The organism is Collimonas rhizosphaerae (assembly GCF_038896935.1).
GTDB classification, from domain to species: Bacteria; Pseudomonadota; Gammaproteobacteria; order Burkholderiales; family Burkholderiaceae_D; genus Collimonas; species Collimonas rhizosphaerae.
Genome location: NZ_JBANDC010000006.1, coordinates 240,717 through 252,867, shown reverse-complemented (window position 1 = coordinate 252,867; position 12,151 = coordinate 240,717). Strand labels below are relative to the sequence as shown.

At 62.6% G+C, this 12,151-nt stretch carries 11 protein-coding genes; 5 read left to right on the top strand and 6 right to left on the bottom strand.

What is annotated here, in order from left to right; translation table 11 throughout:
• Positions 1–5 precede the first annotated feature (5 nt).
• From V8G57_RS11110 to V8G57_RS11095, 4 genes are all read left to right on the top strand, one after another.
• Complete coding sequence (locus V8G57_RS11110; protein ID WP_342829433.1) at positions 6–431, top strand: GtrA family protein; 426 nt, start codon at positions 6–8, stop codon at positions 429–431.
• Complete coding sequence (locus tag V8G57_RS11105) at positions 421–2,580, top strand: DUF6311 domain-containing protein (RefSeq protein WP_342829432.1); 2,160 nt, start codon at positions 421–423, stop codon at positions 2,578–2,580. Before V8G57_RS11110 ends, V8G57_RS11105 begins: the two co-directional genes overlap by 11 nt.
• A 66-nt stretch (positions 2,581–2,646) precedes the next feature.
• Positions 2,647–3,225 carry a DUF4337 domain-containing protein gene (locus V8G57_RS11100; RefSeq protein WP_092395701.1) on the top strand — a complete coding sequence of 193 codons (579 nt, stop codon included), beginning with the start codon at positions 2,647–2,649 and terminating at the stop codon, positions 3,223–3,225.
• Between the two features lie 27 nt (positions 3,226–3,252).
• Entirely contained in the window at positions 3,253–3,471 is a 219-nt protein-coding gene (locus tag V8G57_RS11095) for a DUF6500 family protein (RefSeq protein ID WP_342829431.1), read from the top strand.
• A 61-nt stretch (positions 3,472–3,532) separates the two neighbouring features.
• Here the strand turns inward: V8G57_RS11095 and ettA are convergent, their stop codons facing one another.
• The 6 genes from ettA to V8G57_RS11065 form a co-directional block, all read right to left on the bottom strand.
• Complete coding sequence (gene ettA, locus V8G57_RS11090) at positions 3,533–5,200, bottom strand: energy-dependent translational throttle protein EttA (protein ID WP_092395611.1); 1,668 nt, start codon at positions 5,198–5,200, stop codon at positions 3,533–3,535.
• A gap of 77 nt (positions 5,201–5,277) precedes the next feature.
• A complete protein-coding gene (gene rarD, locus V8G57_RS11085; protein ID WP_342829430.1) occupies positions 5,278–6,168 on the bottom strand; it encodes an EamA family transporter RarD in 891 nt (296 codons plus the stop codon).
• A gap of 189 nt (positions 6,169–6,357) precedes the next feature.
• A complete protein-coding gene (locus tag V8G57_RS11080) occupies positions 6,358–7,596 on the bottom strand; it encodes a Bcr/CflA family multidrug efflux MFS transporter (RefSeq protein WP_342829429.1) in 1,239 nt (412 codons plus the stop codon).
• A gap of 182 nt (positions 7,597–7,778) precedes the next feature.
• Positions 7,779–9,017: an ArgE/DapE family deacylase gene (locus V8G57_RS11075; RefSeq protein WP_342829428.1), complete on the bottom strand. Its 1,239-nt coding sequence runs from the start codon at positions 9,015–9,017 to the stop codon at positions 7,779–7,781.
• Positions 9,018–9,061: 44 nt separating this feature from the next.
• The gene (gene alr / locus V8G57_RS11070) at positions 9,062–10,168 is read right to left on the bottom strand and encodes an alanine racemase (RefSeq protein ID WP_342829427.1); all 1,107 of its coding nucleotides are present in this window, start codon (positions 10,166–10,168) and stop codon (positions 9,062–9,064) included.
• Between the two features lie 58 nt (positions 10,169–10,226).
• Positions 10,227–11,513: a D-amino acid dehydrogenase gene (locus V8G57_RS11065; RefSeq protein ID WP_092395601.1), complete on the bottom strand. Its 1,287-nt coding sequence runs from the start codon at positions 11,511–11,513 to the stop codon at positions 10,227–10,229.
• Positions 11,514–11,650: 137 nt separating this feature from the next.
• Here V8G57_RS11065 and V8G57_RS11060 point away from each other — a divergent pair, with 137 nt between their 5' ends.
• A complete protein-coding gene (locus V8G57_RS11060) occupies positions 11,651–12,142 on the top strand; it encodes an Lrp/AsnC ligand binding domain-containing protein (RefSeq protein ID WP_342829426.1) in 492 nt (163 codons plus the stop codon).
• The last annotated feature ends 9 nt before the right edge of the window (positions 12,143–12,151 follow it).

Genomic DNA, 12,151 nt, shown 5'->3' with positions numbered 1-12,151 from the left:
TGGTTATGCATCGCTTCAGGCGGTTCCTGATCTATGCCGCCGCCGGCGGCGTGGGCACGGCATGCCAGTACGCCGTCCTGATCCTGCTGGTGCAGGGCGGCCTGTCGGGACCGGTGCCGGCTTCGGCGGCGGGCGCCCTGGCCGGCGCGATCGTCAACTACGGGCTGAATTACTGGGTCACCTTCAAGAGCCAGGCCGGCCACCTGCAAACCGCCAGCCGCTTCGGCCTGATCGCCGCCGCCGGCATCGCCCTGAATACCGGCCTGATGCACCTGCTGACCGTGCAGCTGGCGCTCAATTACCTGCTGGCGCAGATATTCTCTTCAGCGGCCGTGCTGGTGCTGACTTATTCCGCCAATACGCTTTGGACCTTCGGATCGAAACGTCCGCGCGACAAGGACGTCTCCCATCGTTCCCGACATGATGACTAGAAAATTTCCTCCCATACTGCTGGCGGCGCTGATCGGCCTTGCCGCTTTTGTGTTCTATACCGGCGGCGCCATCGTCTGGCCGACTTCCACCGAGTGGCTGATGCGCGGCGATTTCGGCCAGCATTTCCTCGGCTGGAATTTCTTCCGGAATACGCCGATGCTGCAATTTCCCCTTGGCGCCAACCTGGCCTACGGCGAACTGCTCGGCAGTTCGATCGTGTTTACGGATTCGACGCCGTTGTTCGCATTCCTTTTCAAGCCCTTCGCGGCGCTCCTGCCGCAACCGTTCCAATATATCGGCATCTGGCTTGCCCTGACCGTCGTGCTGCAAGCGGTTTTTGCCTACAAGCTGCTGTCCCTGTTTTCCGCCGAGCGCCTGACGCTGTTTCTGGCGACCGCGTTTTTCGTCATCGCGCCGCCGTTATGGTGGCGCATTTACCTTGAAGCGGAATCCTTGTCGGCGCACTGGCTTATCCTGGCCGGCCTATACCTGTATTTCGGCGCAAGATTTCGCTGGCGCGGCTGGCTGCTCTTGCTCGGCGCGGCATCGCTGGCGCACGCCTACCTGCTGGCCATGGTGCTGGCGATCTGGATCGCCGACCTTTTGCAGCGCTGGCTGAAAAAGCAGGTTTCGCCGTGGGCGCTGGCAGGCCTTGCCCTGTCGACCGCCGTTTGCCTGGGGTTGCTCATGTGGAGCACCGGCTACTTCATGCTGCGCGATGGCCTGAGCCAGCCGGTCGGCTTGAGTTATTACCGCATGAGCCTGCTGGGACTGATCGACCCCATCGCCTGGTGGTCGACAGTGTTGCCGGACCAGCCTCGCGGCGGCGGCGAGTTCGACGGCTTCAGTTTCCTGGGAGTGGGGATGCTGGCCTTGCTGGCCGTTGTGGTCGTTTTATCGGTGTCGCGGTCGGTGCGCAGCAATGCCGCCCAGCGTCCGGCGCCGGCCTGGCGCTGGGCGACATTGCTGCCGCTGCTCATCGTCGCCTCGGGGTTGACCTTGCAGGCGCTGAGTTCTTATATCGGCTGGGCCAACCATGATGTGCTGGTATACCCGCTGCCGGCTTTCCTGCAAAAGATCCTGGGCATATTCAGGGCGTCGGGCCGCATGTTCTGGCCGGTGTTTTACATGATCTACGTTGGCGTGTTTTACGCTGCCTTCAAGCTGCTCGACAAGCGCTGGCTGCCATATCTGCTGGGCGCGCTGCTGGTGCTGCAGCTGGCCGACAGCAATGACGCCGCGCTGAATATCCGCAAAAGCATGCGCGAATACCGATGGACTTCGCCTCTGCAGTCCGCTTTCTGGAAACAGCTCCCGCCAGGCTACCGGCGGATTGCAATCACCATGCCGGCAGTGTATTCGCCCGACTATTTCCCGATCGCCCTGTTTGCTTCGGAGCAGCGCCTGACCATCAACCACGGCTATTTCGCCCGGATCGACCAGAGCCGTCTGGTGACAGAGCAGCGCAAGGCTACCGAAACCGTATTTACGGGCCGCTACGATCCGCAAACCTTGTATGTGTTCCTCGGCGATGCGCTTTCTCTCTCGCTCTGGGAGCAGGCGAAACTCACCGCCGGCCCGGATGACCTGGTTGCGGAACTTGACGGCTACCGGATACTGGCGCCAGGCTGGAAACGCTGCAGCGAGTGCCAGCGTTCGAATCCGGCCTATGCCGCGGCGGCGCCAGCGCCGCCGGCTGACTACACGCTCGGTACGGCCATCGATTTCCGTACTGGCGGCAATGCCGGCCCCTATCTCACCGGCGGCTGGTCGGCAGCGGAAACCTGGGGCACCTGGACCAACAGCAATGCAGCAGCGGTGTGGCTGAACGTACCTGGCGTGCCAGGGCAAGCGATTGCCGCCGACCTGACGCTGGAAGTGCTCGGCCAAGCCTACGTCATGGCCAAGCACCCGCAGCAGACCATCCAGGTTTCCGCCAACGGCCAGGCCCTGGGCGAGCTGCATTACACTACAAAAATCAACCGCGGCAAGCAAAGCCTGCGGATTCCGGCGGGGCTGCTTGAGAAAAACCATGGCAGGCTGCTGCTCTTGTTCACCGTGGCGGAAACGGTTTCGCCGTTGCAGGTGATGGAAAACAAGGACATGCGGGGCCTCGGCCTGGGGGCCATATCGATGGTGGTCCGCTGATTTCGGCTCCGGCCACGATCATTGCATTTACAATTGCCGTTTAACCTGTTTGCCGAGACCACAGCCATGTCCGAAGAATTCGAAGTTCCCAGTCCGCATGAACACCATATCGAGCACGTCACCGAGCACGCCCACGGCAGCGGCGACAATTTCGCCGGCAAGATCGCGGTGATGACGGCAATCATGGCGACCGTCGGCGCCTTGTTCAGCTACCAGGCCGGTTCCACCGAGAGTGCGGCGGCGATGAACAAGAACAACGCTGCCATCAAGAAAACCGAAGCGGCCAACCAGTGGAATTACTACCAGGCCAAGTCCAGCCGCCAGAACCTGGCTGAGCTGGCGACCCATATTCCGGGCGTCGACGCCGCGCACTACAGCGCTGAAGCAGCGCGCTACAAGAGCGAAAAAGAAGTCGTGCAGAAAAAGGCGGAAGCGCTCGAAGCCGAGGCCAGCGAGTGGGATGAAAAATCGGAGCTGGCGCTGCACCAGCATCACCGCTGGGCGCAGGCGATGACGGCGATCCAGATTGCTATTTCACTGGCGGCGATTACTTTGCTGACGCGCAAGGAGTGGCTGAAAAAGATGGCGTACGGCGCCGGAGCGCTCAGCGTGGTGCTGGGCACGCTGGCCTGGCTGCATATTTAACTGCGGTTGGGTAAAGAAGGAAATCCGATGAGGGCAAGCTTAAAAGAGAAAATAATTGATATATGCAACAAGAAAATCAATGACAAGGGCTTGGATGCAGGATTGTCGTTTTATGCATTCTTCGCGAACAAGAATGATAATCCAGCGTTACTCATGGAAGCTGCCGAATGGTGGATCATGACACATCAGCTGGACCATTTTGAAAAAGCGGTAAAGATCAAAAAAATGGTCGAGGAAATGGCTTAAGCCATCCACGTCAGAAAAACAGAAAGCGCAGCGCGCCTTCTGTTCCGTCACATCAAATCAATCAGCGCGTCACCGGCTTGTAGCGGATCCGCTTAGGCTTGGCGCCTTCTTCGCCCAGGCGCTTGCGCTTGTCGGCTTCATATTCCTGGTAATTGCCGTCGAAGAACGACACCTGCGATTCGCCTTCAAACGCCAGGATGTGGGTGGCGATGCGGTCCAGGAACCAGCGGTCATGGCTGATCACCATCACGCTGCCGGCGAATTCCAGCAAGGCGTCTTCCAGCGCGCGCAAGGTTTCGACGTCGAGGTCGTTGGACGGTTCATCGAGCAGCAGCACGTTGCCGCCTTGCAGTAGGGTCTTGGCCAGGTGCAGCCGGCCGCGTTCGCCGCCGGACAGGTTGCCGACGATCTTTTGCTGGTCGCCGCCCTTGAAGTTGAAGCGGCCCAGGTAAGCGCGCGAAGGCATTTCAAAACGGCCGACGGTGAGGATGTCGGCGCCGCCCGAGACGTCTTCAAATACGGTCTTCTGGTCCGACAGGGAATCGCGCGACTGGTCGACGATCGATACCCGGGCGGTAGTCCCAATCACCACTTCGCCGCTGTCCGGCTGTTCCTTGCCGGTGATCATCTTGAACAGGGTTGATTTACCGGCGCCGTTGGGGCCGATGATGCCGACGATGGCGCCGGCCGGGATGCGGAAGCTGAGGTTGTCGATCAGCATGCGGTCGCCGAACGATTTCGACACGTTCTTGAATTCGATCACTTCATTGCCCAGGCGCTCGGCTACCGGGATGAAGATTTCCTGGGTCTCGTTGCGCTTCTGGTATTCGTGTTCGCTCAGTTCATTGAAACGCGCCAGGCGGGCCTTGCTCTTGGCCTGGCGGCCTTTCGGGTTTTGCCGGACCCATTCCAGTTCCTTGGCGATGGTTTTCTGGCGCGACGATTCGGTTGCTTCTTCCTGCTTCAGGCGGTTGCCCTTTTGCTCCAGCCACGAACTGTAGTTGCCCTTCCACGGGATGCCGTGGCCGCGGTCCAGCTCCAGGATCCATTCGGCGGCGTTGTCGAGGAAGTAGCGGTCATGGGTGATGCCGACCACGGTGCCGGGGAAGCGTTGCAGGAATTGTTCCAGCCAGTCCACCGATTCGGCGTCCAGATGGTTGGTCGGTTCGTCCAGCAGCAGCATGTCGGGTTTCGACAGCAGCAGGCGGCACAGCGCCACGCGGCGCTTTTCACCGCCGGACAGGACGCCGATCTTGGCGTCCCAGGGCGGCAGGCGCAAGGCGTCGGCCGCCATTTCCAGCTGCAGGTCGAGGTTGCCGTCGCCGGCGGTGGCCAGGATATCTTCCAGCCGCGCCTGCTCCGCCGCCAGCGCGTCGAAATCGGCGCCTTCTTCGGCATAGGCAGCGTACACCGCATCCAGCTTGGCTTGCGCTTCAAACGCTTCGCCCAGCCCGCCTTCGACGGCCTGGCGTACGGTCTGTTCCGGGTCGAGCTGCGGTTCCTGCGGCAGGTAGCCGATGTTCAAGCCCGGCATGGGCACCGCTTCGCCCTGGATATCCTTGTCGATGCCAGCCATGATTTTCAGCAGGGTCGATTTGCCGGAACCGTTCAGACCGAGCACGCCGATCTTGGCGCCGGGGAAAAACGACAGCGAGATATCTTTCAGGATTTGACGTTTGGGCGGCACGATCTTGCCGACCTTGTTCATTGTGTAGACGTATTGGGCCATGGGGAGCAATGATGATTAAGTGAATAGACAAGCAGTAAAGAGCTACCTGGACTGCCAAGAATAACCGATGTGGATGCTTAAGTCGAAGCGGCGGGGCGCGCTGCAAATGTCCGCCACAGGCCTTCGACCGAATACAGGGCCAAAGCCACCCAGATGACGATGAATCCTGTCAGCCTGGCGCCGTCCAGCTCCTCGTTATACAGCCACACGCCCAGCAGCAGCTGCAGCGACGGCGTGATGTATTGCAGCACGCCGACCAGCGACAGCGGGATGCGGCGGGCGCCGGCGGCGAACATCAGCAGCGGAATCGAGGTGATCGGGCCGGCGGCGACCAGCAGCCACCTGGTCGATATCGAGGCGCTGGCGAAGGTATTGTGGTCCTGCGCCGTAGTATACGCCAGGTAAGCCAGGGCCAGAGGCAGCGCCAGCGCCGTCTCCAGCGCCAGGCCGGGCAGCGCGCCGAGGCTGGCGGTCTTGCGCAGCAGGCCGTAACTGCCGAACGTCACGGCCAGGGTCAGCGCGATCCATGGCGGGTGGCCGGCTTGCCAGGTCAGCCACAGCACGGCCGCGGCGGCCAGGGCGATCGCCAGCCATTGCAGCAGGCGCGGCCGTTCGCGCAGGAAGATGAAACCGAGCGCCACGCTGACCATCGGGTTGATGAAATAGCCGAGGCTGGCTTCGACGATGTGGTTGTTGTTGACGGCCCAGATGTAGGTGGTCCAGTTGGCGGTCAGCAGCAGCGCGCTGGCGGCGAAGCCGCCGATGACGCGCGGCTGGCGCAGCACTGGGCCGACCCAGGCCCACTGCTTGCGCACGGTCAGCACGATCGCCAGGAACAGGAACGACCACAGCATCCGGTGCATGACGATGTCGACCGGCGGAATCTCGGCTTCCAGCGCCTTGAAGTAAATCGGGAACAAGCCCCACAGGATGTAGGAGGCGATCGCATAGAACATTCCTGCTTGCATGGTGTGGGTCTGTAAAAAGGTGAGGGAACGGCGCCGGGTTTCAGTGATGTTTCTGCCACTTGTTTCAGGCGCATTTAAACAACATCCAGCATTTTACGCATAAGCGGCGCGCCCGACGCGCAAGATGCGCATATGGGCGCCCAGTCAGACAGCCATTAATTCCTGGAAATGCGCCCGCCGTCCGCGCGCTCATGGCTGCGCCGCAGCCTGCAGCAGGCGGCGGTGTTCAGGCCGCGCCACGAAACGGTGCAGCAGCAGGCCGCCGACGCCGCAGCTAGCCATCACCACCATCAGCGGCAATGCCGTGCCGTCATGCCACAAGCTCATGCTGACGCCGGAGGTGATGCCGAGCGTGAACTGCAGGGTGCCCATCAGCGCCGACGCGGTGCCGGCCTGCTTGCCTTGCTGCGACAAGGCGATCGCCGATGCGTTCGGGCTGATGAAACCGTAGCAGGCCAGGTAGCCGAAGAAACCGGCCAGCAGCACCGGCAGGCTGTTGACGCCGCAAGCCACCAGCAATGCTATCGACAGGCTCAGCAGGGCCGGCAGCCACAGGGCGCGGCCAAGGATGGTGTCGAGCGAATATCTGCCGACCAGCCGGGCGTTGACCTGCGAGGCGGCGATCAGGCCGAAGGCATTGGCGCCGAACACGAAGCCGAAATGCTCAGGCTTGATGCCATGCAGTTCGATCAGCACAAAGGAGGAGCCGGTAATGTAGGCAAACATGCCGCCCTGGAGCAGGCCGCCGACCAGGCTGTAGGCGACGAACTGGCGGTCCAGCAGCAGCCGGCCGTATTGTTTCAGGGTGCGGCCCAGGTGCAACGGCGCTGCCTGGCGGCGGTCCAGCGTTTCCTGCATGGTGTAGTGGATCGCCACCAGGCAAAACAGGCCGAAGGCGGCCAGGCCGCCGAAAATCACGCGCCAGCCCCAGAACTTGAGCACGCTGCCGCCGATCAGCGGCGCCAGGATAGGCGCCAGGCCCATCACCAGCATCATCAGCGAAAACGCCCTGGCGGCGCCGGTGGTGCCGAGCCGGTCGCGGACCACGGCGCGCGCGATCACCATGCCGGCGCAGCCGCCCAGGCCTTGCAGGAAGCGGAACACGATCAGCGCAATGACGTCTTGCGACACCATGCAGGCGAGCGAACCCAGCAGGTACAGCGCCATGCCGACATACAGCGGCGGCTTGCGGCCGAAACGGTCGCTCAGCGGCCCGTAGAATATCTGGCCGACCGCGAGCCCGACCAGGAAGCTGGCCAGGGTCAGCTGCACCAGGTTGCTGCCGACCCCGAACTGCTGCGCGATGGTCGGGAAGCTCGGCAGGTACATGTCGATCGACAGCGAGCCGATGGCGGTCAGCGCGCCAAGTAAAAGAAGCCAGCCCGGGAGCAGTTTCTCCGGGGCTGAAGTTGCAGAAGTGTTTGTCATGGGATGCTTGGAGTAGCGCCAGTTGCTGGCGCTGGGTTAAATATGTACGGCGGGTGAAAGCGCTGGCAGGAACTGCCGGGATGCGGCACAGACATGATCTTGTGCGCTCGAGCGATGGCTAATCTTACACCAACATCGGGATGTCTGCCGGGAGGTGCTCGGGGCCGCCCGGCAATCGTGGTCTATTGCGCGAGGAAATCGAGCAAAGTCAGCGCCACCACTTTGGTGGCTTTGCGCAGGTCGTCCAGCGCCAGGTTTTCATCGGCCTGCTTGGCGTTCGATTCCATCAGCGTACGCGGACCGGCGCCGTACAGCACCACCGGAATGCCGTGTTCGCCGTACAAGCGGGCATCGGTATAGAGCGCCGAGCCAATGGCCGGAATCGCTTCGCCTAAAACGGCTTGAGCATTCTTTTGCACGCTGGCCAGCAGTTTTTCGTGGCCCGGCAGCGGACGCAGCGCGCGCGCCAGCAGCAGGCGCCTGATGTCGACGCGGATGCCCGGCAGATCGGCGACAGCGGCAGCGATCATGGCCCGCACGTCGGCTTCGACAGCCGCCGGGTCTTCTTCCGGGATCATGCGGCGGTCCATCTTTAGCACCACCTTGCCCGGCACCACATTGGTGTTGGTGCCGCCGTCGATGCGGCCGACGATCATGGTCGGATGGGTGATGCCGGGAATGGCCGAACTGATTTTTTTCAGGTCGGGCAGCTTGGCGTAGATCGCCTGCAGGACCTTGGTCGCTGCCTGCAATGCGTCGTGGCCGGTTTCCGGCATCGAGCCGTGGGTCGCCTTGCCGTGCACCGTCACCTCGAATTGCAGGCAGGCGTTGTGCGCGGTGACGACGTTGTAGCTGAAGCCGGGGCCGATCACCAGGTCCGGTTTGGTCAGCTGGTTTTCCAGCAGCCAGGCCGGCCCCAGCAAGCCGCCGAATTCTTCGTCATAAGTGAAGTGCAGTTCGAGCGCGCCCTTGAGCGGCACGCCGAGCGCTTCCAGTGCGCGCACGGCAAAAATATAGGTGGCGAAATCGCCTTTGGACACCGTGGTGGCGCGGCCGTAGATGCGGCCGTTTTCGATTTCGCCGCCATACGGCTGTTTGGTCCAGCCTTCGCCTGGCGGCACCACGTCGCCGTGGGCGTTCAGCGCCAGCACCGGGCCGGCGCCGGCATACTGGCGGCGGATGATCAGGTTGGTGATGCTTTCCATGCCGTAGTCTTTGACGGCGGCGGCCGGCACCTGGTGCTTCTCGGCCTGCCAGCCCCAGGCGGCGACCAGCTCGGCCACGGCGTCGGCGTGTGGCGCGTTGTTGCCGGGCGGGGTGTCGGTGGGAATGCGGACGATCTTTTGCAGGAATCCGACTTCTTCGTCAAAGTGGCCGTCGATCCAGTTGAGCAGCTGGTCGGATAAGGTTGTATTGGACATGGCGTGAAATTAAATGATTGCAGGAGCGGGTTCGAGAGCTGGCATCACTGCCCGACATACTCCCGATAGTAGCGCATTCCCAAGCCGGTCAGGATTTCATAGCCGATGGTGCCGGCCAGCCGCGCGACGTCGTCGACCGGGCGGCTGGGACCGATCAGTTCGACCAGGGCGCCCGCCTGCAGCCGTTCGGCGGCAATGCCGGTGACATCGATGGTGATCGAATCCATGGAGACGGTGCCGACCATCGGCGCGGCCTTGCCGTCGATGAACACGACGCCGCGGTTGCTCATGCCGCGCAGCCAGCCGTCGGCATAACCGACGCCGACGGTAGCGATCTGCCGCTGTTCCGTGGCGCTATAACTGATGCCGTAGCCGACATGGTCGCCGCGTTCGATGGTGCGGGTTTGCAGGATACGGCCATGCAGGGCGGCTACCGGCTGCAGCGGATTGGCGGCGCCGGCCACCGGCGCGATGCCGTACAGCGCGGCGCCGGGGCGGACCAGGTCGAACTGATAATCGGCCCCAAGAAAAATCCCGGAAGAGTTGGCCAGGCTGGCCGGCACCTGCGGCAGGCGCTGCCGCAGCGCCTTGAAACGCGCCAGCTGGCTGGCGTTCATCGGATGGTCCTGGTGTTCGGCGCAAGCCAGGTGGCTCATCAGGAACAGCGGCGGGATGGTTTGCTGGTACAGCGGGTCCGCCAGCCAGGCTTCGGCTTCGGCCGCCGGCAAGCCCATCCGCGACATGCCGCTGTCGACCTGGACGATGGCCGGTAGCGGCCGCTGCAGCGCTTGCGCCAGCGCATGCCAGTCCTGGATCTGCTGCAGGCTGTTGAGCACCGGCGTCAGGCCGCGGCTGATGAATTCCTGCCCGGTGCCGGGCGGCGGCCCATGCAGCACGAATACTTGCGCGGTTGCCGGCAGATGCGGTCGCAGTGCAATGCCCTCGTCGAGGTGGGCGACAAAGAAGTGGCGGCAGCCTTCCGCCGCCAGCGCCGGCCCGACCCGTTCCGCGCCCAGGCCATAGGCGTCGGCCTTGACGGCGGCGCCGCAGGCAGCCGATCCGGCTTGCTTGCGGAGCAGGCGATAGTTACTGCGCAGGGCGTCGAGATCGACGGTCAGGATCGCGCCTGCATGTGCCGCTTGTGGATGCATGATGTATATCGTTCAGAAAACGGTGGTGACAGTGATATCTGCCGCGGCAGCAACCGCGTCAGGCGTAAGCGGGGTGCTCGCTTTGCGCGCCATGCCTGCTGTAGCGGCCGACCGCCAGGTCATCCGCGGCAATCGCCGGCCGCTTGCCGGAGATCAGGTCGGAGAGCAGCTGCGCCGAACCGCAAGACATGGTCCAGCCGAGCGTACCGTGGCCGGTGTTGAGGAACAGGTTGCGGATATGGGTGGCGCCGACGATCGGCGTGCCGTCCGGCGTCATCGGCCGCAAGCCGGTCCAGAAACTGGCGGCGGCGGTGTTGCCGGCGCCCGGGAACAGGTCGTTGACCACCATCTCCAGGGTGGCGCGCCGTTTCGGCTTGAGGGTCTTGTTGAAGCCGACGATCTCGGCCATGCCGCCGACCCGGATGCGGTTGTCGAAACGGGTGATGGCGATCTTGTAGGTTTCGTCGAGGATGGTCGAGACCGGCGCCGCTTCGGCGTCGACGATCGGCACCGTGATCGAATAACCTTTCAGCGGATACACCGGGATATCCAGCAGCGAGCCGAGGAAGCCGGTCGAATAGGCGCCCAGCGCCACCACGTAGCTGTCGGCCTGCAGGTGCTCGGGGCCGCACTGGACACCGGCGATTTCGCCGTTGGCCAGGGTCAGCGCATCGATCTGCAGGTTGTAGCGGAAGCGCACGCCCAGCTCTTCGGCCATCTTGGCCAGCCGGGTAGTGAACATCTGGCAGTCGCCGGTTTCATCGTTCGGCAGGCGCAGGGCGCCGCTCAGCTTGTGCTTGACCGCTTCCAGCGCCGGTTCCGCCAGCGCCAGCTGGTCCGGCGTCAGCAACTCGAACGGCACGCCGGTGTCTTGCAGGACCTGGATATCCTTGGCGGCGTCGTCCAGCTGCTGCTGGCTGCGGAACACCTGCATGGTGCCGAGCTGGCGGCCTTCGTAAGCGATGCCGGTATCGGCGCGCAACACCTTGAAGCAGTCGCGGCTGTATTCGGCCAGACGCACCATGCGTTCCTTGTTGACGGCGTAGCGGGCCGCGCTGCAGTTGCGCAGCATCTGCCACATCCAGCGCAGCTGGAACAGGGTGCCGTCGGGGGTGATCGAAAGCGGCGCGTGCTCTTGCAGCATCCACTTCAGTGCTTTCAACGGGATGCCGGGCGCAGCCCAGGGCGAGGCGTAGCCGGGGGAAATCTGGCCGGCGTTGGCAAAACTGGTGTCTTGCGCCGGACCCGGCAGGCGGTCGATGACCGTTACTTCGTGGCCGGCGCGGGCCAGGTAATAGGCGCTGGTGACGCCGACCACACCGCTGCCAAGAATGAGCACCCGCATCTTGATTCTCCCTAACGCCTGAATTGGTTTTTATTTACAGTAATAAGCGCTATGCTAATAGCTAATTTACAGCATTTGTTACTGTATAAATCGATATATTCAGGATTTAACACTAAAAATACCAGCAAATTCGAGACATGAGAATCTACAAGGAATCAAGCCGCGCCCTGGACAAGCTGGACCGCCATATCTTGCGTTTGCTGCAGCAGGACGGCCGCATGTCGATGAAGGACCTGGGCGAGCAGGTCGGCTTGTCGATCACGCCGTGCATCGAGCGCGTCAAGCGGATGGAACGCGACGGCGTCATCGACGGTTATTACGCCCGCGTCAACCCGGCCGCGGTCGGCGCCAAGCTGCTGGTTTTTGTCGAGATTACGCTGAATCAGAAATCGGCGCATGCCTTCGAGCAGTTCCGGCGCGAAGTGCTGCGCATCCCGGAGGTGCTGGAATGCCACCTGGTGTCCGGCGATTTCGATTACCTGATCAAGGCCCGCATCCGCGAAATGGCGGAGTACCGCAAACTGCTGGGCGACATGCTGCTGCAGCTGCCGGGCGCGGCGCAGTCCAAGAGCTATGTTGTAATGGAGGAAATCAAGGAAACGCTGGCATTGTCGATGGAAAGCAAGTAGCGGCGTCTT

Coding starts and splice junctions, on each gene's coding strand:
- V8G57_RS11110 (WP_342829433.1), top strand. CDS start 6: ATGCATCGCTTCAGGCGGTTCCTGATCTATGCCGCCGCCGGCGGCGTG.
- V8G57_RS11105 (WP_342829432.1), top strand. CDS start 421: ATGATGACTAGAAAATTTCCTCCCATACTGCTGGCGGCGCTGATCGGC.
- V8G57_RS11100 (WP_092395701.1), top strand. CDS start 2,647: ATGTCCGAAGAATTCGAAGTTCCCAGTCCGCATGAACACCATATCGAG.
- V8G57_RS11095 (WP_342829431.1), top strand. CDS start 3,253: ATGAGGGCAAGCTTAAAAGAGAAAATAATTGATATATGCAACAAGAAA.
- ettA (WP_092395611.1), bottom strand. CDS start 5,200: ATGGCCCAATACGTCTACACAATGAACAAGGTCGGCAAGATCGTGCCG.
- rarD (WP_342829430.1), bottom strand. CDS start 6,168: ATGCAAGCAGGAATGTTCTATGCGATCGCCTCCTACATCCTGTGGGGC.
- V8G57_RS11080 (WP_342829429.1), bottom strand. CDS start 7,596: ATGACAAACACTTCTGCAACTTCAGCCCCGGAGAAACTGCTCCCGGGC.
- V8G57_RS11075 (WP_342829428.1), bottom strand. CDS start 9,017: ATGTCCAATACAACCTTATCCGACCAGCTGCTCAACTGGATCGACGGC.
- alr (WP_342829427.1), bottom strand. CDS start 10,168: ATGCATCCACAAGCGGCACATGCAGGCGCGATCCTGACCGTCGATCTC.
- V8G57_RS11065 (WP_092395601.1), bottom strand. CDS start 11,513: ATGCGGGTGCTCATTCTTGGCAGCGGTGTGGTCGGCGTCACCAGCGCC.
- V8G57_RS11060 (WP_342829426.1), top strand. CDS start 11,651: ATGAGAATCTACAAGGAATCAAGCCGCGCCCTGGACAAGCTGGACCGC.